The 22,264-nt window shown below is 55.5% G+C and carries 21 protein-coding genes and 1 pseudogene; 17 read left to right on the forward strand and 5 right to left on the reverse strand.

Translation table 11 applies throughout. The features are described 5' to 3' along the window. Positions 1-113 precede the first annotated feature (113 nt). Positions 114-1,025 (reverse strand): SDR family NAD(P)-dependent oxidoreductase, encoded by a 912-nt coding sequence (locus QLG10_RS12770; RefSeq protein WP_282487453.1) that lies wholly within the window; start codon positions 1,023-1,025, stop codon positions 114-116. 275 nt (positions 1,026-1,300) lie between these two features. On the opposite strand from QLG10_RS12770, the gene QLG10_RS12775 reads away from it, so the two are divergent. After that, positions 1,301-2,221 (forward strand): LysR family transcriptional regulator, encoded by a 921-nt coding sequence (locus QLG10_RS12775; RefSeq protein WP_282487454.1) that lies wholly within the window; start codon positions 1,301-1,303, stop codon positions 2,219-2,221. Between the two features lie 176 nt (positions 2,222-2,397). Here the strand turns inward: QLG10_RS12775 and QLG10_RS12780 are convergent, their stop codons facing one another. Continuing rightward, complete coding sequence (locus QLG10_RS12780; protein WP_282487455.1) at positions 2,398-3,318, reverse strand: LysR family transcriptional regulator; 921 nt, start codon at positions 3,316-3,318, stop codon at positions 2,398-2,400. A gap of 70 nt (positions 3,319-3,388) precedes the next feature. Here QLG10_RS12780 and QLG10_RS12785 point away from each other — a divergent pair, with 70 nt between their 5' ends. Continuing rightward, a complete protein-coding gene (locus QLG10_RS12785; RefSeq protein ID WP_248677525.1) occupies positions 3,389-4,303 on the forward strand; it encodes an SDR family oxidoreductase in 915 nt (304 codons plus the stop codon). 253 nt (positions 4,304-4,556) lie between these two features. On the opposite strand, the gene QLG10_RS12790 is transcribed toward QLG10_RS12785, so the two are convergent. Next, positions 4,557-5,441, reverse strand: a complete 885-nt coding sequence (locus tag QLG10_RS12790; RefSeq protein ID WP_282487456.1) for a LysR family transcriptional regulator — start codon at positions 5,439-5,441, stop codon at positions 4,557-4,559. A gap of 166 nt (positions 5,442-5,607) precedes the next feature. On the opposite strand from QLG10_RS12790, the gene QLG10_RS12795 reads away from it, so the two are divergent. The 3 genes from QLG10_RS12795 (at position 5,608) to QLG10_RS12805 (ending at position 8,863) form a co-directional block, all read left to right on the forward strand. Further along, complete coding sequence (locus QLG10_RS12795; RefSeq protein ID WP_042955354.1) at positions 5,608-6,963, forward strand: MFS transporter; 1,356 nt, start codon at positions 5,608-5,610, stop codon at positions 6,961-6,963. 15 nt (positions 6,964-6,978) lie between these two features. Continuing rightward, entirely contained in the window at positions 6,979-7,434 is a 456-nt protein-coding gene (locus QLG10_RS12800; protein ID WP_282487457.1) for a type II 3-dehydroquinate dehydratase, read from the forward strand. Between the two features lie 133 nt (positions 7,435-7,567). Continuing rightward, the gene (locus QLG10_RS12805) at positions 7,568-8,863 is read left to right on the forward strand and encodes an OprD family porin (RefSeq protein WP_282487458.1); all 1,296 of its coding nucleotides are present in this window, start codon (positions 7,568-7,570) and stop codon (positions 8,861-8,863) included. A 171-nt stretch (positions 8,864-9,034) separates the two neighbouring features. Here the strand turns inward: QLG10_RS12805 and QLG10_RS12810 are convergent, their stop codons facing one another. Both QLG10_RS12810 and QLG10_RS12815 read right to left on the reverse strand, forming a co-directional pair. Beyond that, positions 9,035-10,396 (reverse strand): heavy metal sensor histidine kinase, encoded by a 1,362-nt coding sequence (locus QLG10_RS12810; protein ID WP_282487459.1) that lies wholly within the window; start codon positions 10,394-10,396, stop codon positions 9,035-9,037. Next, the gene (locus tag QLG10_RS12815; RefSeq protein WP_110750146.1) at positions 10,393-11,064 is read right to left on the reverse strand and encodes a heavy metal response regulator transcription factor; all 672 of its coding nucleotides are present in this window, start codon (positions 11,062-11,064) and stop codon (positions 10,393-10,395) included. Before QLG10_RS12815 ends, QLG10_RS12810 begins: the two co-directional genes overlap by 4 nt. Positions 11,065-11,214: 150 nt before the next feature. Between QLG10_RS12815 and QLG10_RS12820 the strand changes: the two genes are divergently transcribed. The 12 genes and pseudogenes from QLG10_RS12820 to tcuB all read left to right on the forward strand — a co-directional run bounded on the left by QLG10_RS12820 (position 11,215) and on the right by tcuB (position 22,240). Further along, on the forward strand, positions 11,215-11,718 hold the full coding sequence (locus QLG10_RS12820) for a heme-binding protein (protein ID WP_110750147.1): 504 nt from the start codon (positions 11,215-11,217) through the stop codon (positions 11,716-11,718). A 10-nt stretch (positions 11,719-11,728) separates the two neighbouring features. Then, positions 11,729-12,139, forward strand: a complete 411-nt coding sequence (gene uraH / locus QLG10_RS12825; RefSeq protein WP_083349085.1) for a hydroxyisourate hydrolase — start codon at positions 11,729-11,731, stop codon at positions 12,137-12,139. A 262-nt stretch (positions 12,140-12,401) separates the two neighbouring features. Further along, positions 12,402-13,718: a PAS domain-containing methyl-accepting chemotaxis protein gene (locus tag QLG10_RS12830; RefSeq protein WP_110750149.1), complete on the forward strand. Its 1,317-nt coding sequence runs from the start codon at positions 12,402-12,404 to the stop codon at positions 13,716-13,718. 72 nt (positions 13,719-13,790) lie between these two features. Beyond that, positions 13,791-14,561, forward strand: coding sequence for an EAL domain-containing protein (locus QLG10_RS12835; protein ID WP_218278469.1), 771 nt, complete (start codon positions 13,791-13,793; stop codon positions 14,559-14,561). Positions 14,562-15,179: 618 nt separating this feature from the next. Continuing rightward, a complete protein-coding gene (gene folE / locus QLG10_RS12840) occupies positions 15,180-15,740 on the forward strand; it encodes a GTP cyclohydrolase I FolE (RefSeq protein WP_110750152.1) in 561 nt (186 codons plus the stop codon). 35 nt (positions 15,741-15,775) lie between these two features. Continuing rightward, positions 15,776-16,486, forward strand: coding sequence for an SDR family oxidoreductase (locus tag QLG10_RS12845; protein ID WP_282487461.1), 711 nt, complete (start codon positions 15,776-15,778; stop codon positions 16,484-16,486). 14 nt (positions 16,487-16,500) lie between these two features. After that, positions 16,501-16,806 carry a DUF6482 family protein gene (locus QLG10_RS12850; protein ID WP_110750154.1) on the forward strand — a complete coding sequence of 102 codons (306 nt, stop codon included), beginning with the start codon at positions 16,501-16,503 and terminating at the stop codon, positions 16,804-16,806. 26 nt (positions 16,807-16,832) lie between these two features. Beyond that, a complete protein-coding gene (locus QLG10_RS12855) occupies positions 16,833-18,371 on the forward strand; it encodes a cryptochrome/photolyase family protein (protein ID WP_282487462.1) in 1,539 nt (512 codons plus the stop codon). Between the two features lie 13 nt (positions 18,372-18,384). Further along, a pseudogene (locus QLG10_RS12860) lies at positions 18,385-18,489 on the forward strand (DUF2256 domain-containing protein); the annotation flags it as partial. 49 nt (positions 18,490-18,538) lie between these two features. Next, entirely contained in the window at positions 18,539-19,474 is a 936-nt protein-coding gene (locus QLG10_RS12865) for a LysR substrate-binding domain-containing protein (protein ID WP_110750156.1), read from the forward strand. 170 nt (positions 19,475-19,644) lie between these two features. Beyond that, positions 19,645-21,096 carry an FAD-dependent tricarballylate dehydrogenase TcuA gene (tcuA, locus tag QLG10_RS12870; RefSeq protein WP_110750200.1) on the forward strand — a complete coding sequence of 484 codons (1,452 nt, stop codon included), beginning with the start codon at positions 19,645-19,647 and terminating at the stop codon, positions 21,094-21,096. Continuing rightward, positions 21,083-22,240: a tricarballylate utilization 4Fe-4S protein TcuB gene (gene tcuB, locus QLG10_RS12875; RefSeq protein ID WP_282487463.1), complete on the forward strand. Its 1,158-nt coding sequence runs from the start codon at positions 21,083-21,085 to the stop codon at positions 22,238-22,240. Before tcuA ends, tcuB begins: the two co-directional genes overlap by 14 nt. Positions 22,241-22,264: the final 24 nt, after the last annotated feature.

The following is a 22,264-nucleotide window of genomic DNA, read 5'->3' on the forward strand; positions in this document are numbered from 1 at the left end:
ATGACCGCTCAGCCGATTGCTCCCTCATAGGCAGTCATCGGCCAGAAGCGTGCCTTCGCCAACAACCTGAACACTTCCGATGCCTATCAAGGTTGTTTTTTTTGGACATAACCTCACCCAATCATCCGCGTGGCAACTTCCCACAACCGCTGCGCGTTATCTGGGTCAACGGCGTAGGGTGCCACGCCTGTGAAATCGGCAGGACGCTTGGTGACCACCAACGCTTCATTACAGTCCTCGAAATAACGACCACCAATGCCTTCCAACAGTGGAGACGCCGCCAGTAATACAGATGTCGCTGCACCCTGTTGCACGTTCTTCTGACGTTCAATTGGGGTCTTGAGCCCACCGGTGTGCTTCTGAAGGTTGGTTGCGATTGCCCCAGGGTTCAAAGCGTTCGCGAAAATGCCTTGCTCCGCCCAGCGGCGGGTGATTTCTACGGCAATGAGTGCGCATGCCGACTTGGCCTGGGCATATGACGCGAAAGCATCGTATGTGCGGAAGTCGAAATTGATGTCATCGAAAACCACTGGCCCTAATAGATTAGCGTTTGAACTCAGCGATACAATTCGCGCACCTTCAGCTTTGATCAGGGCGTCTTGCAAGCCAAGCACGAGCGCAAAATGTCCGAGAAAGTTGGTTGCAAATTGCATTTCCCAACCCTGTGATGTCAGCTTCCTCTCAGGAACGGCCATGATCCCTGCGTTATTGACCAGGATATCAAGTGGCTCTGACCAAGACATAGCAAACGATTTCACAGAGGACAGATCCGCCAGTTCGATTGAGCGGATTTCAACGGTGCCCCTGCCCCCAGAGCGCAGTTCGGCAGCAACCGATTCCGCCGCTTCCGGACGCCGTACTGCAAGCGTCACGTCTGCGCCGGCATTGACCAATGCGCGCGCTGTCTCAATACCGATACCAGAGGCTCCGCCGGTTACGATCGCCCGTTTACCAGTGAGATCGACCCCTTCAATGACCTCTTGTGCGGTTGAATGAAACCCGAACGGTGTAGTGATACGCGTCATGAATTATTGCTCGCATGTTTAATGGCCGCTGAGTCGAACTGACTTGCGGGACCGCCGGATGACCGGCGGAGGAAGATGCCTTCAACTCCAAGCGGCAACTGCACCGGGTACCGAGCCGGATCGTGCTGAGCCCGATCAAATCCCTGAATGCTCTGGATGCCAACATCTCCCTATGAAACCCGATCCGTGCAAAGTTGCTGTGGACCAAGATAAGCCTCAGCACTGTCGCAAACAATCGGGCTAATATTGGATGAACTGATGCAGGAATTAGCACAATGCAGAAATCCGGGCTGCTCGAACTTAACGCCGTGGTCGCGGTTTCTACTCATCGCAGCTTTCGTCGTGCGGCCGTGGAATTGGGAATGTCGCCATCAGCACTCAGTCATGCGATCGCTGCACTGGAGAAACGCCTTGGCGTGAGGTTGTTCCACAGAACCACGCGAAGCGTTTCTCTGTCTGAAGCCGGGGAGCAATTTCTGATTCGTGTGCAGCCCGCTCTGCGTGATATTTCCGCGGCTATGGAGGCGGTAAGCGAATTCCGCGATACACCGGCGGGAACCCTTCGTCTGAACACCTCCGAAGGTGCTGCGCAAATGGTGCTGACTCCAGTGGTACTGGAGTACCTGAGGCGTTATCCAGACATGCGGGTAGACATCGTTACCGATAGAAGTCTGGTTGACATCGTTGCTGGTGGATTCGACGCCGGCATACGGTTGGCGGAAAGCGTTCCGCAGGACATGATTGCCATTGCGATCACTCCCCCACTGCGCTTTGCAGTGGTCGGTTCCCCTCAATACTTCGCGAAATGCAAAAAACCAAAGGTTCCGGCAGATCTCCTCGCACATAACTGCATACGCGTGCGTTTCCCCAGTGGCACGATCTACAAATGGGAATTCGAGAAGCGTGGTGAAGAGCAAACAGTAGACGTCAGCGGATCGTTGACGCTTGACAGCCACCACCTGATGTTAGAGGCGGCTTTGCAAGGCGCCGGTATCGCCTGGACTAATGATTTCGCCGCTTGCGCCCATATAGCGTCAGGAAGCCTTATCCGCGTATTGGAGGACTGGACTCCTTCGTACCCGGGGCTGCGCCTTTACTATCCTGCGAATCACCATATGCCAGCGGGACTCAGGGCTTTCGTCAACATCGTCCGTGAGATTGTGTCGCAGACCTCAAACATGAAAAAGAGAGGCTGAGCTTTTACACACAGGTTGGGGGCTCTACCCCATCTACCTGCCTTCGCATTAACGTGCGAGGAGTTTTTAGCGAAGGTGATACTGCCTGTGCTTTATATCCATCGGAGGATCCAGTGAATTCGATATTGATCTTGTAGCGAAGCGGAATTGTGGCGTGCGCTCAATTGGCGTAGGCGTCAATCGGCACGAAAGTGTTGGCAGAGCGATTGTTGAAAATGCTCCAACAGAAAGTCGATGAACACCCGGGTTTTGGCCGGCAAAGATTTTTTGGAGGAGTAGTAAATCGAGACAACGCCTAGATCCACATACCAATCTGGCAACAGTCGAACCAGCTCACCGCGCTGCAACCTGGGCCACGCGCGATCCAAGGGTAGCAGTGCGACACCTAATCCCATCACGGCACAGCTGCATAGCGCTTCCGGGTCGTTCATGATCGCAGCTGGTTTCAGGTTAAGATCGAACCTTCCCTCTTCAGAATCACGAAGCGTCCAGCTCAGCAAACGCCCTGAGTTTGTCGAACGCATCACGATGCCATCTACCCCCTGCAAATCGCTGGGCGTAGTGGGTAGCGGTTTACCCTCAAGCCATGACGGAGCTGCGACAGCCACGAGATGAAGTTTGGACAACTCGCGCGCGACGACGCCAGGTGACAGTTCCATTCCACCACCGATAGCGACGTCAAAACCTTCGCCGATCAAATCTACGCGTCGGATTTCCAAGTGCCAATCCGGTACCACAGCGGGGTAACGCTGCTTAAAAGTCTTGAGCAATGGCAATACGTAATCATAAGCGAGTGATGGGGCCAAATTGACCCGCAATCGCCCTTCGGGGACTTCTCGGGCATCACCTATTTGAGCGATGGCGTCCTGGATAGTCTCAAGACCTTGGGAGACCTGTTGATAGAACAACTCTCCCGCCTCGGTAAGGGTGAGGCTGCGGGTGCTGCGTTGGAACAAGCGAGTCCCCAAGTTGGCTTCAAGACGAGCCACGTTTTTACTCACGGCAGCAGAGGAAACCCCCATCCGCCGTGCGGCTTCGGAAAAGCTGCTGGCTTCCGCGGCACGGACGAAGGATTCGAGATTACCTAGGGTTTCCATATTCATCTCCAACTTTTGGTTAAAGCTAATACTACCTTTTGAAGACTAATTTATCCTTGATGCTTTGGTCATGATGGCTTCTCACCTGGTTATCAAGATTGGAAATCAAAGCACCATGGCAAAAATTCTCGTTACTGGCGCGACAGGCAGATTGGGCAATGCTGTCCTGCGGTCACTGGTACAAAAAATCCCGGCATCAGAAGTCGTAGCAATGGCACGTGATACTGAAAAGGCCAGGCCTCTGGCCGAATTAGGTGTTGAGGTACGCTACGGGGATTACACGGACTACGATTCGCTGGTGGCAGCGTTCAGGGGAGTAGAAAAAATCTACCTGGTGTCCGCCGTCGCGTTCAGTGATCGTATTGGCCAGCATCAAAACGCGATCACTGCCGCCAGCCGGGCGGGCGTTCGTCATGTGGTCTACACCAGTATTCAGCGGATCAACGACGAGCTGGCTCCTATTGAGGGCGTGACAGAGAGCGATATAGCTACCGAGCAATTGCTGGTGAAGTCCGGCCTCACGTACACAATCATTCAACACCCGTTATACGCCGACGATTTGCCCTTCCTCATTGGTGCTAATGCAGCAAAAGAAGACTTCAGTGCCCCAGTAGGTAAAGGTCGCGCTAGCTTCGCCACTTATGCAGAACTGGCAGAGGCCGGTGCTTCACTGTTAACCCAAACAGGATATGAAGACCGCACTTGTCTGCTGAACGCGGGACAGACCTGGTCATTCCAGGAGATCGCTGACGGCCTGGCCTTACTGACGGGCAAAGCGATTAGTTACCAACCGATTTCCGTTGAAGCATTTATCGCCGCTCGAGAGGCTGAGGGCTGGCCCACTGCGGTCGCGAAATTCCTCAGTGGCTGGGGTAAAGCCATCGACAAAGGCGCTTTCGACCAGAGCAGTCACGCCTTGGAAAGACTGCTGGGGCGTAAGCCAAAATCCCTACACGAAATGCTTCGGAAAGTTTACTCCCTGTGAGTCATCATTCTTAGCTTCTGTGTGAAGAGCCGGCGGGTTGAGGCCTGGATGCCAGGACGTATGTACGGGTCAAGCAGCTGCGAAGTCAGGTCATAGAATCAAACTCCTTCCAGTTTCCAGCTATCATTTCAGCTCGAAACTGGAAGGATTAACATGCCAAACCGCCGCTCGCCTTCGACGTTGAATTGCTGGAGTCAAAGAAGACCTTCATGCGCGAAAATGTAATTACCAGGCGATTAAGTTCGCAATAGCATCAACCCCAACCATGAGCTTCCTCGATGAAGTGCAACACGGCGCTGGAACGCTCATCAATGCGCGAAATCAGAGAAAGCTCACTGACCATTTCTGGCTGAGCCAACGGAATTATCCGTACGCCAGGCATGGTCAGTCGGGTCATGGTTTCCGGCACGATACTCAAACCGATGCCCGCTGCGACCAGTCCGGGGATGCTCATCAACGAGGGCACATACATGATGTTCTCCGGATGCAGTTGATTCTGTCGGCAGGCCTGGAGTGTGTGCGAGGTTAAGCCGATACCGGCAGTGTCCTGCAAAAATACGAATTTCTCGTGCCGCAGCATCGCCAGCTCGCCGGTAAAGCGTTCGGCTAGTTCGTGGTTGTCCGGCATGAGCAGGACGAGACTGGACTGACTGAAATGATGCGTGCGCAACCGGTCTGGAAGGTGATCCTTGAACACCCTGGCAAATGCCAGATCCAGCTTGTGATCGAGCAGCATTTCAAACTGCGCGCGAATACCCGCATCCACCAGCGACACTTTGACTTCGGGGAAAGTGCTGAAGTAATGCCGCAGCAATTGCGGCAAATTGGCCTCGAACAATGCCGAATGGTAGCCGATGTTGATTTCGCCGACTTCGCCCCTCCTGGCACGCCGCGCAGCCGCAATCGCCAGTTCGCTGGACTCAATGGATTGCCTGGCATGGGGCAGAAACGCCACGCCGGCAGCGGTCAATGCTACGCCACGGTTCTCACGCCTGAACAGTGCCAGGCCTAACTCTGATTCAAGGGTACGCATCAATTGACTGAGCGCCGGTTGTGCAATGCCCAGCTGCTCGGCGGCCTTGCTGAAGTGCTGGAGGTCGGCCGCAACGACAAAGGCCTTCAGATGTCGCAGTTCCATTAGGCGTGCTCATAAGGTTGGCTTATGTATTTGTGCAGATTTCGATAATTATTCTGCAAGCAGGATGCGTTAACGTCTACCCACTTCGACACGTTCTGTCAGCAGCCTTGGCCTGAACGGGAACGCGTGAGTACCCATAACCATAAAAACAACGACGAGCACCTCTATGAGCACGACAAGTCACGAGACTCATGATTCGCGCATGCCTCGCAAAGCGGTGACCGCCGCGACTATTGGCACCGCGCTGGAATGGTTTGACTTCACGCTGTATGGCGCGATTTCGGCAACCATCTTGCCCAAGCTGTTTTTCCCGGCGATGGAACCAACGGCGGGCCTTCTGGCCTCGCTGGCAACCTTCGGTGTGGGTCTGGCCGCTCGCCCATTGGGCGCGATTACCTGTGGCTACCTCGGCGACAAACTGGGCCGTCGCAACCTGATGCTGGCCACCGTGACCCTGATGGGTCTGGCGTCAGTACTGATGGGCCTGTTGCCGACTTATGGTCAGATCGGCGTCTGGGCACCGATTCTTCTGGTGCTGCTGCGCATCATTCAAGGCTTCGCGCTGGGCGGTGAGTCCACCGGCGCCCAACTGATGGCCTTGGAACACGCCTCACCCGATCGCCGTGGTCGCTATTCGGGCATGCTGGGCCTGTGCTCACCGCTTAGCCAGATTTTGGCCAACGGCGTGCTCATGGGACTGGCCGCCACGTTGTCCAGCGAGCAGTTTGAAAGTTTTGGCTGGCGAATCCCCTTCCTCCTCAGTTTCATACTGGTGGTGGTCGGAATCTTCATCCGCCTGAAAGTCGATGAAACACCCGCGTTCGTTGCCTTGAAAAAAACTCCGGTCAAACAGGAAAAGAGCCCACTTAAATCCGCCGTCGGCAGCCACTACAAGACCATCCTGCGCTTGATGTTGTTCTTCTGCTCGCCCGCTGCCCTGTTCTATCTGATCGTGATCTTTTCCCTCAGCTACCTGACCAAGCACCTGGGCTTTAGCCAGCAGACGGGTTTTATGTCGCTGATGGTGGCAAACGTCTGCGCGATTTTCGGTGCACTGGCCGGTGGTTACCTGGCCGATCGCTGGGGTCGAAAAAAGGCGCTGGCGCTGGGTTCGTGCATGACCTTGCTGATCCTGTTCGTGTACTTCCCGATCCTCAACACCCTGAACGTCCCCGCCATCATGGCAATCATGGGGCTGTTCCTGGGCTTCACCCAATTCCAGAGTGGCATCCAGCCCGTGGCGTTCGCCGAAGCGTTCCCGACCCAGGTTCGTTATTCGGGGTCCGCACTGGCCTACACCGGCGCCAACCTGGTCATTGGCGGCCCAATGCCAATGATCGCGGTCTATCTGATGGCCCAGTCGAACAACTCGCCGTGGCCTCTGGTGACGCTGTGCGCGGTGATCAATCTGATCTCGCTGGCGATGATCGTCATCGGTCCGGAAACCCGAGGTATTGACCTAAATACCGTCGCCGCACAAGACACCGTTGATACCACCCCCACCGCCATACTCACTAAATAAAGCAGCAGGACGACCATGAACCGCACTGTCTTCATCCTCAACGGCCCTAATTTGAACCTGTTGGGTCGTCGCGAGCCGCACATCTACGGCCACACCACGCTTGATCAGATTCGCCAGGCCAGTGAAAGACTGGCCGAGGAACTTGACCTGGTCTGCGACTTTCGCCAGACCAACCACGAAGGCGTGATGGTCGACTGGATCCAGGAGGTTTTTGAACAGGGCGCGGCGCTGATCATCAACCCGGCCGGCTTTTCGTTTCACTCGATTCCGGTGCTCGATGCCCTGAAGTTGCTCGACACACCGCTGATCGAACTGCACCTGTCGAACATCCACGCCCGCGATGAACTGCATCGTCACTCGATCATGTCCGGGGTGGTCAACGCCGTGATTTGCGGCATGGGGGCCGACGGTTATCCCCTGGCTATCAGGGCCATTGATGGCCTGCTGCGCCGCAAGGCCCTGGGCAACTGACGCATCTCATCGCTTACCCCTGATACGGCGGTCTCTTTGGCAGAAGGTTGCCCGGGCCGCCTGCGCCTGAAATCCAGGTGCCGACCTCATAAGTGCACACAAAAAAACAATAATCCACTGCGAGAACACCTCCATGTACTCCCCTCTTTTTCACTGCAACGTGCCCGTGCGACGCTCCTTGATAAGCCTGGCCCTGGCACTCGGTGCGGGACAGGTCGCCGTTGTCCAGGCCGATGAAAACAGCGGTTTTATCGAGGGCGCCAGCGCCACGCTGAATCTGCGCAACGCTTACATCAACCGCAATTTCGTCAACCCCGCCTATCCCAGCAGCGCCGCGCCTCAGGGTAAGGCTGAGGAGTGGACGCAAAACTTCATCCTTGACGCCCGCTCCGGTTACACCCCGGGAGTCGTAGGGTTTGGTGTTGATGTGCTGGGGCTTTATTCACAGAAACTTGACGGTGGCAAAGGCACGGGCGGCACTCAGCTTTTGCCTATCCATGATGACGGACGCCCGGCCGACAATTTCGGACGGCTTGGCGTTGCCGCCAAGGCCAAGGTGTCGAAAACGGTGGTCAAGGTGGGCGAGTGGGTCAGCACGCTGCCGATTCTCCGTTCCGATGACGGCCGTTCGTTGCCGCAGACCTTTCAAGGCGCCCAGATCACCTCCCAGGAAATCAGCGGATTGACGTTGTACGGCGGTCAGATCAGGCAGAACAGCCCGCGTAACGACGCCAGCATGGAAGACATGTCCATGAACGGCAAAGCGGCGTTCACGTCTGACCGATTCAACTTCGGTGGTGGTGAATACACCTTCAACGAGAAACGCACCACCATTGGACTCTGGTATGACGAACTCAAAGACATCTATCAGCAGCAATACATCAGCTTGACCCACAGCCAGCCGGTGGGCGACTGGATGCTCGGCGCCAACATGGGCTTTTTCACCGGCAAGGAAGACGGTGCCGCCCTCGCTGGGGACATGGACAACAAAACCGCCTTCGGCCTGTTCTCGGCAAAACTGGGGGGCAACACCTTCTATGTGGGCTTACAGAAGCTGACCGGAGACACTGCCTGGATGCGCGTCAATGGAGCCAGTGGCGGCACGCTGGCGAACGACAGCTACAACGCAAGTTTTGATAATGCTCAGGAACGCTCCTGGCAGGTGCGCCATGACTTTAATTTCGTCGCAGTGGGCCTCCCGGGACTGACCATGATGAACCGCTACATCAGTGGCGACAACGTGCACTCGGGAGCGTTTACCGATGGCAAGGAATGGGGGCGCGAGTCAGAACTGGCTTATGTGGTGCAGTCCGGCACGTTGAAAAATCTAAGCGTCAAATGGAGAAACTCAAGTATCCGCAAGACTTTCAGCACCAATGAGTTTGACGAAAACCGGCTGTTTATCAGCTACCCAATGTCGTTGTTGTAGGGGGGGGCAGTTGAGCCAACTGCGCTCATCAGTATGTAGTGGTCAACTAATCCCGGACACGACGTTAAGTTTTTCTTCGGCGCGAGCTGGGGCCAGCCCGCCGATGAATTGTGCCTTTATGTGTTGTGAACCTCTCTCGCAGCATTGAGTTTTATACAGCTCTACCCGGCTTTAAAGAGGGAATTCCAAGTGAAAGGTCGTGCCTGCTTCAATGCTATCAACGGATACGCGACCGCCATGCAGTTGCATGATTGAGCGAACAATGGCCAATCCCAGACCACCGGAATCGTCGGGTTGATTGCGTGAAGGGTCGCACCGGTAAAAGCGCTCAAACAAACGCGGTAGATGTTCTGCTGCAATCGGCTCGCCGTGGTTGTGCACTGTAATTTCGAGCGTGTCTTGCGAAACCCTGCTGCTAATCGTCACTGCAGATTCGGGAATTGCGTAGCGCAGCGCATTGGCCAGCACGTTAGCCAATGCTCGACGGATCAAGCCTGGATCACCCACCAACTGATCCTGAGTCCGGTTTATCAGTTCCACATCTCGCTCTTGCGCCACGCCTTCAAAATACTCACATAGCTGCTCGATCAGACCGTGCAGGTTGATTTGCTCGCGTTTTACGCAAGCGTTTGGCTGCTCGGTGCGAGCAAGAAACAGCATGCTGTCGATCATTCTCGCCAGCCTTTCATACTCTTCCTGATTGGAAACCAGCAAGTTCTGATAGTCCTCGATAGATCGACTGCGTCTCAGGGCTTGCTGGGTATGTCCCATCAGGTTGCCAAGCGGGGTTCGCATCTCATGGGCGAGGTCTTCCGAGAAGCGTGAAAGCTGGGCGAATCCATCCTCAAGGCGTGCAAGCATCTGGTTGAGGGCGCTACAGAGCAGCTTGAGCTCATTCAGTTCATCGAACTGATCCAGCCGCAGATGCAGATGCTGCGCATCGATTCCCGCTGCGCGCTTGGCCAGCAGGCGCACAGGGTGCAAGCCTCGTTGACTGACCCACCAGCCGAATGCGAACGCCAGCAGCGCACCGACTGACATGGCCAGCCAGAGCTTGAGCCGGTAAGCCCCCAGCATTTGGTCGCGCTCCCCCAATAACTTGCCAGCAATCAGGGTCAAACCGCGATCACCCTCTATTACATCCTGCCAGGCAAGCCGCACTGGCTCGGAGGAGTGATCGTCGACGAGGCGTGCGTGGGGTGCAGCGGGCAACTTAGGCAAAGTCATTCGCACTGGGTTGATTTCGATTAACACCTTGCCAGTGTCATCGACGATCCATAGCAGGCTGTCGCGATTGCCCAACATGTTTTCATAGAGCTTGGGCCGACCTCGCAGTTGCTCAATGCTGTCGCTATCGCTGATCAAGGCTTGCATTCGCTCCAGGCGTCCCAGTAAGGCCTGGTCATCGCGCCAGGCAATCTCTCGCTGTAATGATTGATAAAGATAAAAACCAATGGAGCCCAGTAACACTGCGCTGACCAATGCGAACATGATCGCCAGACGCAGGCTCAAGGTGCGCGGAAACAGATTCAAGGTTGCACCTCAAGCATGTATCCGATACCACGCACTGTGTGTATCAACTTGAGCGTGTATGGATCGTCAACCTTGGCCCGCAGTCGACGGATAGCGACATCCACCACATTGGTGTCACTGTCGAAGTTCATCTGCCAGACCTGAGAGGCGATCAGCGAGCGCGATAGAACCTCCCCTTCACGACTCAGCAACAGATGCAGCAGGGAGAACTCCTTGTTGGTCAGGGTGAGGCGCTCTCCGTTGCGCGTCACCTTGCGCCGCAACAAGTCCAGGCTCAGGTCGCCCGCCACAAAATGCTCAACCTCGCGAGGCGGGCCACGGCGCAGCAAAGTGCGTACGCGCGCCAACAGCTCGGCATAGGAAAAGGGTTTGACCAGATAATCATCGGCCCCCAACTCCAGCCCCTTGACCCGATCATCAACCGAATCACGTGCGGTGAGAAACAGCACCGGGGTCTGCCACTTACGCCGGATGATTTGCAGCAATTGCCAGCCATCCAACCCCGGCAGCATGACATCCAGAATGATCAGATCGAACTCACTCTCCTGTGCCAAATGTTGGCCATCCAGCCCGTCAAGGGCGATTTCTACGACATAGCCCGATTCAGTCAGGGCTTTGCGCAGGTAATCCGCCATTTTCGTTTCGTCTTCAACCACCAGGATACGCATTTTTTCCTCCAGGACTGGAGCACAGGCTAGCCCGCTTCGCTGATTTCTCACATTACATATTGGTAATCCGCAGGCAATCATTCTGACGGGGTGCGCTGTTCATGATGTCTGGCAATGACTCAGACAGACCCAACCCACCAAGGAAACAGCATGCGTAAAAGCCTATCGACTTCATTGCTGATCACACTCGCAATGAGCTCTGCATTCGCCGTTGCAGCCCCGGATCAAGTTGCGCAGCGCAAGGACGTGTCACTTGCAATGGCCAACGATTTGCTAAATGCCGCGCTGACGGCCTGTCACGCCGATGGCCTCACAGCCGTTGCCGCCGTTGTTGACCGAGGGGGCAATCTGGTTGCCGTGCAACGCGATGACAATGTCGGCCCGCACAACACGTTAGCCGCGCAACGCAAAGCCTATACCGCCCTGTCGACCAAGACTTCGACGCGGTTGTTAGCTGAACGCGCTCGCTCTAATCCGGATGCTGAAAACCTCAACACCCTTGATGAATTGTTACTGCTCGGTGGAGGCGTGCCATTGAAATTCGATGGTCAGGTCATTGGCGCCATCGGAGTGGCCGGTGCAGGGGGCGCTGCAAACGATGAAGGTTGTGCAGAGGTCGCTATCAACAAAGTTTTACCTGCCGTTAAAAATTAAGGACATCACCATGACTGTTTTGAAAAGTTTCTTCGCTGGCGCTGTATTGAGTGCCCTTTCAACCCTTGCATCAGCGGCAGCAAATCCATTGAGCGTGCATGTACTCAACTTGCAGGATGGCCTGCCCTCCCCTGGCGTCAATGTCACATTGGAAAAACAGGACGGGAAAAACTGGGACATGCTCAACAGCGCGGCCACCAACGAGCAAGGTCGTATCACCGGGCTGTATCCGGAAGGTCGAGGTTTGGAGAAAGGCACCTACCGTGTCACCTTCAAGACTGGCGAGTGGTTCAAGTCGCACAAAACATCCAGCTTCTTTCCGGAGGTACCCGTCATTTTTGAGGTGGACGGTACCGTTCCTCACTATCACATCCCCTTGCTTCTGAGCCCTTACGGTTTCTCCACATACCGAGGAAATTGATAGTTAAGCGATACCCAATGGTAGCCGCCCGAAGGTGAAGACAGCCGCCCTACTCGAGAGGGCGGCACTGTGGCCTGACTTTGCGGCGTCAAAACCTTGGGCGATAACGCCGATGCGCAATCCCCTACCCGATCAATGCATGATCCGCGATCAACGTGCATCCCTTGTGTTTAAACACGGATTTTCTTGTACAATATCTATCACCATGTATAAGTATTGCGTTTAATGAAAGTGCCAAGCAGTCCATCCCACTGAGGTACATATGTTCAACTCGCAAATCAAAAAAGAACTGGCCATCAGCCAGCAGCGCTTGGCCGACTGCGAAGCCACCCTCGCTGCACTGGGTGGCTCCATGGCTTTGATTGAGTTCCAACCTGATGGCACTGTCCTCGACGCCAACACCAATTTCCTGAGACTGATGGGCTATCGCCTTGAGGAAATTCAATCCCGGCATCACCGCTTGTTCTGTACGCCGACATACGCCAACAGCGTTGCTTATCAAGATTTTTGGTCGCGCCTGAGCAAGGGTGAGGTCATAAACGACCACTTCCTGCGCCTGGACAAACAAGGGCGTGAGATCTGGCTTGGGGCCACTTATAACCCAGTTCGCGACATATCCGGACGGGTGATCAAGGTCGTCAAGATTGCGACTGATGTCACTGCCCGGGTACAGAAGGAACAAGAGCAGGCGAGCCAGATCAAGGCGATTAACCGTTCCATGGCAACCATTGAGTTCAACCGGCAGGGAGAAGTGATCAGCGCCAACGAAAACTTCCTTGCAGTGATGGGTTACCGCCTGGATGAGATTATTGGCAAGCACCATCGTCTGTTCTGTGAGCATAGCGAAAGTGAATCCAATGACTACCGACAGTTCTGGGAGCGCTTGAATCAAGGCGAATTTTTCTCCGGTAACTTCAAGCGCCTCAACAACCAAGGACACACCGTCTGGTTACGTGCGACTTACAATCCGGTGTTCGACGCCAACGGCAGCCTTTACAAATTCGTCAAGTTTGCGAGCGATATCACTGCTCAGGTGCTCCAGCAGGAAGCTGAGTCACGAGCCGCGCGCATGGCCTATGAGACTTCATTGAAAACCGATGGTGCAGCGCACGAAGGAGCACGAGTGGTGCAGGAGACAGTGGATGTCATGCAAAGCCTGGCTGGCGAATTGAATCACGCAGCCGACGGTATCAATGCTGTCAGTCAGCAGTCGGAAGTCATCAGCAGCATCGTGCAGACCATCCGTGGCATCGCCGAACAAACGAATCTTCTCGCACTTAACGCAGCCATCGAAGCGGCTCGTGCCGGAGAGCAGGGTCGTGGTTTTGCGGTGGTCGCCGACGAAGTGCGCAATCTCGCTTCGCGCACAAGCCAAGCCACCATCAAGATTGTCGAGGTGGTGCAACACAATCGTGAATTGGCCAAGGGGGCAGTGACCAGGATGGAGGCGAGTAAAGACAAGGCAGAACAAGGCGTCAAATTAGCCGGTGAGGCTGGACAAGTGATCCTGGATATTCAGGACAGTGCTCGCCAAGTCGTACACGCGATCAGCAATTTCTCGTCGGCATTAGCGCGATGATTCAGTCTTGCAGCCTTGTGCAAAGTCTTGACTAGATCGACACATTAATAGTCATTGATAAATGGGTTTTGAATGAACGAAAAAACACGACCAGTCCCTCCTTGTAGTGCCTGCAGGGATGGCGAAGAACTGGATTTTGAGTTCAGCATGGCGTTCCAGCCAATCGTCGATCTGCGCGACAACAGTATTTTTGCCTACGAGGCTTTGGTACGAGGTGACGATGGCAATGGTGCCGCTGCCATTCTTGGAAAGGTGAACGAACAAAACCGGTATGCCTTTGACCAAGCCTGTCGGGTCAAGGCTGTTGAGCTTGCTTCACGCCTGCAAATCCCCTGTTTTGTCAGCATCAATTTTTTACCCAATGCGGTATATCAAGCAGCCACGTGCATTCGTGCGACGCTTGAAGCCGCAAGCAGATTTGGATTTCCCACCGAACGGCTGATTTTTGAGATCACCGAAAACGAAGAACTGGTGGACAAGGAGCATCTAAAAAACATCATTCGAGAATATCGTCGTAAAGGCTTCAAGACAGCGATAGATGATTTCGGTGCTGGGTACTCGGGGCTCAATTTGCTGGCAGAGTTTCAACCCGACATCATCAAACTGGACATGGCCTTGGTCCGTAGCATCTGCACTGACCCGGTGCGACAGGCAATCGTCCAAGGCATACTCGGTGTATGCAAAGCGCTCAAAATTGACGTGATTGCAGAGGGCGTCGAGACCCATGCTGAATTACAGCAGTTACTAACGCTCGGCATTAACCTCTATCAAGGCTATCTGTTCGCAAAACCAGAATATGAAACGCTGCCAAAGGTGAATTGGCCAGCCCCAACCATTGGCTAGACTTGTGACCGAGCTGTCTTAAAGCCGGTATACGTTCGCATCACGTTGTGACCGTACGACAGTAATATCGAGCTATTCAACGCGTGCGCTGCCACTTCAGGTGGCTTTTTTTTGCCTTTTGATTTCGCCAGCAGTTTTGCTAACCCTACCAATGAGATCTCAGATTTTTTGAGAGCAGAGGCTGCAAAGCGCAGAGGTGGCCGTTCTAACGTACGCCAACCGTCATAGGGGATTTGCACGCTGTCGCCCTCTTGATTGCCGGCAAAGAGGGAGCCACCTCGGCAAACGCAAACGCAAACATCAGAAAGCAGGTGATTGTCAGGACGTAATTTTCGGCCTATTTTATACAAAACCTATACAAGACAACGCAGATTGTACAATAAAGAGCATCGTCCGCTGAGGCTGTAGTCGCCGTCCCCATTTGGCGTGGTTACCTCACCCTGCTCACCTTCAAAGCAAAGCAGCCGGAGATCGCTTCACTTTGGCCCGACGAATAACCAGAGACATAGGTGATTTGGCGAACCCCGTGTTATCTGCGTCAGATCACACGCAGCAGAAACGCCCCTACTGCCAAGGATTGCCATCACATGAAGCGCAGCATGGCTGCGAGGAATCTAAATGAACCCATCAATAGCCGAGCATTACCGTGAAATTCTCGTCGCCGTAGGCGAGAACCCTGAGCGTGAAGGACTGCTGGACACGCCCAAGCGTGCAGCCAAAGCGATGCAGTACCTGTGCAACGGCTACACGATGACTCTGGAGGAAGTCATCAACGGCGCACTGTTCGAATCGCTGAACGACGAAATGGTCATCGTGCGCGACATCGAACTGTATTCATTATGCGAGCACCACATGCTGCCCTTCATCGGCAAAGCTCATGTCGCGTACATCCCGACAGGGAGGGTATTAGGCCTGTCCAAGGTCGCACGAATAGTCGATATGTATGCCCGCCGCTTACAGATTCAGGAAAACCTCACCAAACAAATTGCCGACGCTCTTCAGCACATGACCGATGCAGCGGGCGTGGCAGTGGTTATTGAGGCAAAGCACATGTGCATGATGATGCGAGGCGTGGAGAAGCAAAACTCGGTGATGACTACATCGGTGATGCTGGGCGCCTTTCGCGAGTCGTCCGCTACGCGTCACGAATTTCTCCAATTGATAGGGCGAATCGGTTAGCGCCAAAAAATCATGTCTGTCTGCGCAGAGGCTAAATGAACAGTTCCTTGAGGATGAACTCCCTTGGCGAGGGCTACCGTGCCTTGGTGATAGGCGCCAATGGAGCGCTCGGCTCGGCGTTTTGTGAGTTGCTCAACGAAGATCCAAAATGCTCGGTTGTTCGTGAGCTGGGACGCAACAGTGTTCCAGGATTGGATCTTGAAAAGCCCGAAAGTATCGCCAGGGCGGCTGCCGCAGTATCTCAAGAAGCCCCGTACCAGTTGATTGTGCATGCTGCGGGTCTGCTCCATCGTGATGAAATCAAGCCAGAAAAGAGTTACTCCGCAATTGAAGCGGATGCGTTACTGGCAGTATTCCAAGTCAACGCACTCGGGCCTGCGCTGGTTTTGCGTCACTTTCTGCCCTTGCTTGACCCTCGTGGCGCGATGGCTGTGCTCTCCGCCAAGGTGGGTAGTATCGGCGATAACCGTTTGGGCGGCTGGTATGCATATCGCGCCTCCAAGGCGGCGTTGAACATGCTGATTAAAACCGCTGCCATCGAACTGGCAAGAACGCGTCCTCATGCCCGCTTGTTGAGTCTACATCCCGGCACCGTCATTTCCATCCTGTCACAACCCTTTCGTGGCGCCTCTGCAGCCAGGCCGGCAAATATCGCTGCCCATGAATTGTTATCGCTGATTGACCGCTTGGGGCCCGCGGACAGCGGCAATTTCTTTGCTTATAACGGAGAACGCCTACCTTGGTAGGCAGGGAGTGAACCTTGAATCTGCAAGCGTTGACCGAACGGGCCACGAATGGCGAAGTGCGCGAGTTGGAGTTGCTGTCGCTGGAGGGCGGTTTTTATCTGGCGCGAGTCAGGCTGGATCACGGCCAGTTAACGTTACTGGACGATGTAGCGAAGCCTATGCACCTTCGCTCCATCAATCACCTGCGTGAGTTAATGCAGCTTGTCCCGCCATTTCCATGCGTGCTTGTGCAGCAGTGTGTCCATGACGAGATGTGCGGCTCACGTGAGGGTCCCATCGAGCCGTTGCGCATTCCTTTCTCCCTGGCTGCGCCTTGGTAAGTCACACTTACGCTGGATCCTGTCAAATGAACAAGACTCACCGACTATACCTGGTCTTGGGCGACCAATTGTCCTTCGACCTGGCCTCATTGAAAGGGCTGGATGCGGAGCAGGATACGGTTTTGCTGGTGGAGGTAATGGAGGAAGCCAGCCATGTGCCCCATCACCCGCAAAAAATCACCCTGATCTTCAGCGCCATGCGCCATTTTGCCGAAGCGTTGAAGCAGCGTGGCATCCGCGTGCAGTACGTCACCCTTGATGACCCACACAATAGCGGAACGGTGCCGGGCGAATTGCGCCGCTGGCAGACGCTGCTGCACGCAGAGGAACTGCACCTGACTGAGTGTGGTGACTGGCGCTTGGAGCAGTCGCTCAAGGACTGCGGCTTAGCGATCCAATGGCATAGCGATAGCCGTTTTCTCTGCAGCCGCGCCGAATTTTCGTCCTGGGCCAAAGATAAAAAACAACTGCGCATGGAGTTCTTCTACCGAGAGATGCGGCGCAAGAGTGGCCTGTTGCTCAATGGCGACGGCAGCCCGGTCGGCGGCTCCTGGAACTTTGATGCCGAAAACCGCAAGGCATTACCCAAAGGCGTGAGCCCCCCCTCGCCCGTGCGCTTTTCGGCAGATGCGATTACCCAGGAAGTGCTGGCGCTGGTCGTAAAGAATTTCTCCAACCACTATGGCGTCCTCGACACCTTTGACTACCCGGTAACCCACGCCGATGCCCAGGCGTTGTGGGACTATTTCCTCGATTGGGGCCTGGCAGCCTTCGGCGACTACCAAGATGCGATGGCCAGTGATGAGCCCTTCCTGTTCCACGCGCGGATCAGCGCTGCACTCAATATTGGCCTGCTGGATCTGCGTGAATTGTGCAATGACGTGGAAGCTGCTTACTGGGCGCACAGAATTCCGCTGAACGCTGCCGAAGGCTTTATCCGCCAACTCATCGGCTGGCGTGAATACGTGCGAGGCGTCTACTGGCTGAAAATGCCCGAGTACGCCGGCGGCAATCTGTTTGGCAACAGCAGGCCGCTTCCGGAGTTCTATTGGACAGGCGCTACGAAGATGAACTGCATGAGCCAGGCGATCGGTCAAAGTTTGAAACACGCCTATGCCCATCATATCCAGCGCCTGATGGTGACCGGCAACTTTGCGCTGCTGGCCGGCATCGTGCCGAGCCAGATTTGCGACTGGTACCTGGCGATATACATGGACGCGTTCGACTGGGTCGAACTGCCGAATACGTTGGGGATGGTCATGCACGCCGATGGCGGTTACGTGGGCTCCAAGCCTTATTGCGCCAGTGGCCAATATATAAAGCGAATGTCTGACTACTGCCGTAACTGCGCTTACAAAGTCAGTGAAAGTATGACGCACGACGCTTGCCCTTTCAACTCGCTCTACTGGCATTTCCTGATGCGTCACGGTGACCTTCTGCGTGGCAATCAGCGCATGAGCATGATTTATAAGAACCTTGATCGCATGCCTGAATCCAGGCAGCAGGCGCTATGGCAACGTGGCCAATTTTTGCTCGCGAAACTAGATGAAGGTGAGTCATTCTGAAAAAGAGTGAACGCCTGTCAAAGCATGCCTGGCATGCGGCGTTCCCTTCACATGGAGGAAGAAGTGGGCTCACGGCCGGGAGGAAGTGCACTACTGCCCGGAATGCTGCCATAGGTAGTCTTCAGACGTAGGCATTCCAACAACAAATTGACCTGGAGCAGCAACGCTTGGAATTAAGACAACTGCGTTATTTCGTAAAAATCCTCGAACACGGCAGCCTGGGACGCGCAGCGCTTGAACTGGACGTGGGCGTATCAGCCCTTAGCCAACAGATCGCGAAACTTGAAAGTGAACTGTCAACCCGCCTCCTTAATCGCACCACCACTGGCGTCACACCAACCAGCTCCGGTATGGCGTTCCTGCACCATGCCCAGCTGTGTTTGCGGCAGGCCGACAATGCGATCATGGCGGCTCACCGTGGGCGAATGAGTGGGTATGTCACCGTCGGAATGGCGCCCACGACTGCCACGGTTCTCGCCCTGCCATTGATCAACGCGATGCGAGAGCGCTACCCGGATATTCAATTGCACCTGGTCGAGATGCTGTCCGGGCATTTGGCCACGCAACTCAATGCTCGCCAGATCGACCTGGCCATTCTGTTCCAACTCGAAGGGGGTAAGCGCTGGAGCGTGACACCGCTGCTCGACGAGAAACTATTTGTCATCAGCTCACCTCACCTGCTCCACGCACCCCAGGGAACCAGCGTGCAACTCGCGGATCTGGGTCAACTTCCACTGGTGATGCCGAGTGTGCAACACGGTTTGCGTTCTACGCTGATGGTTGCGTTTGAACGTTCGGGATTGGCGCCCAACATCATCATGGAAGTGGATGGTCTTGCCGTATTGATGAACGCCGTTCGCGCAGGTCATGCCGCCACCATCCAGCCCGGTGCGGCAGCGGCGCTCAAGGGTGAGTCGGGACTTTCAGTGGTGGAAATTTCCGATGCTCACGTGGGTCGACGAAACCTGCTGGCGACACTGCCTGATGATGAGCTGTCTCCCGCTGCTCTGGCGGCGCGGGTGGTCATCACTGATGTCGCGCGACAGTTGGTGATTGATCATCAGTGGCCGGGCGCTTCGTGGATCGAAGACGTCGCGCCATGATCTCCATGCCCCCTGCCCCGGCTTTACGATGAGCGCCAACCGGAAAAGCCTTTACGAAAACTAAACACCCCAACTCATTTCGCGCCTTTCGACAATAAGCTGACAGCTCTACCTTCTCCCCACTCGCGAGGAGCACTTCGTTCATGCCTCCTTGCGATTGAGGAGTGATGATGATCGACGTATTAGTAATTGGCGGCGGCAATGCCGCCTTGTGTGCAGCATTGATGGCGCGAGAGGCCGGCGCTAGCGTGATGCTGCTGGAAGGCGCACCGAAGATCTGGCGCGGCGGCAACTCGCAACACACCCGAAACCTGCGCTGCATGCACGACGCGCCGCAAGATGTACTGGTCGATGCCTATCCCGAAGAAGAATATTGGCAGGATCTGCTGAAAGTCACCGGTGGGATTACCAACGAAAAGCTTGCTCGTATTGTCATCCGCGCCTCGTCAAACTGCCGTGACTGGATGCGCTCCCATGGTGTGCATTTTCAGCCGTCGTTGTCTGGTGCCCTACATGTTGCGCGCACCAATGCGTTTTTCATGGGCGGCGGCAAAGCGTTGGTTAATGCCTACTTCCGCAGCGCCGAGCAGCTGGGCGTCAAGATCCGCTACAACGCACAAGTCACTGACATTGAGTTGAAGGGTGGGGAGTTCGTCGCGGCGTACATCGGTGAACGTGAGGTCGATGGTCAGCGCTTTCCCGCCGAGCGTATCCAGGCCAAGACCTGCGTTCTGGCCGCTGGCGGATTCGAATCCAACCGCGAATGGCTCCGTGAAGCCTGGGGTCAAAACGAGCGTGGAGAATGGCCTTCAGACAACTTTCTGATTCGCGGGACGCGTTTCAATACCGGCGTACTGCTTCGGCGCATGCAGGCCCTCGGTGCCGATTTCATTGGTGACCCGACGCAAGCGCACATGGTGGCCATCGACGCCCGCGCCCCCCTGTATGACGGAGGTATCTGTACCCGTATCGATTGCGTATCGCTGGGCGTGGTGGTTAATCGCGACGGTGAACGCTTCTATGACGAGGGCGAAGACTTCTGGCCCAAGCGGTATGCGATCTGGGGGCGCCTGGTCGCGGGTCAACCCGGTCAACAGGCCTACTCGATCATCGACCAACAAGCCCTCGGCCGGTTCATGCCGCCTGTGTTTCCGGGCACTAAAGCCAACTCGTTGGAAGATCTGGCCCGCCAGTTGAAGCTTCCCGTTACCCAATTCGTCAAAACCATCGAGCAATACAACGCGGCCTGCCGCGTCGGCACGTTCGACCACACCGCACTGGACGATTGCCACACCGAGGGTTTGGCGCCCGCCAAAACCCATTGGGCCCGCCCGCTGGTAAAGCCACCGTTCTGCGCCTACCCACTCAAGCCCGGCGTGACATTCACCTATTTAGGTCTCGCTACCGACGAAACCGCCGCCGTTCACTTCAACGGCAAGCCTAGCCCCAACCTGTTTGTCGCAGGAGAAATGATGGCGGGCAACGTATTGGGCAAGGGCTATACCGCCGGCATCGGCATGGCCATCGGTACCGCATTCGGTCGCATCGCCGGTGTGCAAGCCGCGGCTGCGGCCGGCTTCCTTACCTCTTCATCCACGGAGCCCCAACATGCAGCTGTTTGATCCCCAGGCACCGGGTCAATTGATACCGGTACTCAACCTTGAAGAAAGCGAAGTCCAGCGACAAATGACCGTTTGCAATGCCTGTCGTTATTGCGAGGGCTTCTGCGCTGTATTCCCGGCCATGACAAGGCGTCTGGAGTTTTCTCAGGCGGATATCCATTACCTGGCGAACCTGTGCCATAACTGCGGTGCGTGCCTGCATGCCTGTCAGTATGCTGCCCCTCACGAGTTCGAAATCAATGTGCCCAAGGCCATGGCCAAGGTCCGCCTCGACACTTACGCCGAGTACGCCTGGCCACAGGTGATGGGCAAGTTGTACCGGCGCAACGGACTGACTTTGGCGCTGGCATCCGGTGCAGGGCTCGCGCTGTTTCTCTGCCTCACGTTGTTGGCCATGGGCAATCTGTTTACCGCAATGCCCGGGGGGAATTTCTATGGGATCTTCCCGCATAACACCCTGGCACTGATGTTCGGTGCGGTCTTCGGTTTCGCGGTACTGGCTTTGACGATTGGCGTGCGGCGCTTCTGGCGCAACGTTTCACCGGCGGATGCACCCCACCAGGAAAAGACAGCCGCTGCGCTGGAAGCCACGGCCAACGTCGCCCGACTCAAATACCTGGACGGGGGTCATGGCGAGGGCTGCAATAACGCCGATGATCAATTCACCCAGTGGCGGCGGCGCTTCCACCACTTCACCTTCTACGGCTTCATGCTGTGCTTCGCCGCCACGGGTGTCGCCACGCTCTACCATTTCCTGTTGGACTGGTCGGCGCCCTACCCTGTCTTGAGCTTGCCGGTAATGCTGGGTATCACCGGCGGGCTCGGCCTGCTGATCGGCCCCGCAGGCCTGTTGTGGCTGAACCTGCGTCGCCACCCCGAGCACGGCGACAAAAATCAGAAACCCATGGATCGCGGCTTTATCGCGCTGCTGTTTCTAGTAAGCGCCAGCGGCCTCGCACTTCTCGCGTTTCGCGATACCACTGCCCTGGGCCTGTTGCTGGCGATCCATCTCGGCCTGGTCATGGCGTTTTTCCTGACCATGCCCTACAGCAAATTCGCCCATGGCATCTTCCGCAGCGCCGCGCTGCTCAAATACTCAATCGAAAAACGCCAACCGAACCCGATCAACGCTGGAAGCGACTGATCGTTGAGTCATCCATTCCAAAAA

Origin of the sequence: Pseudomonas sp. V98_8 (genome assembly GCF_029967975.1) — a bacterium.
Taxonomy (GTDB): Bacteria; Pseudomonadota; Gammaproteobacteria; order Pseudomonadales; family Pseudomonadaceae; genus Aquipseudomonas; species Aquipseudomonas umsongensis.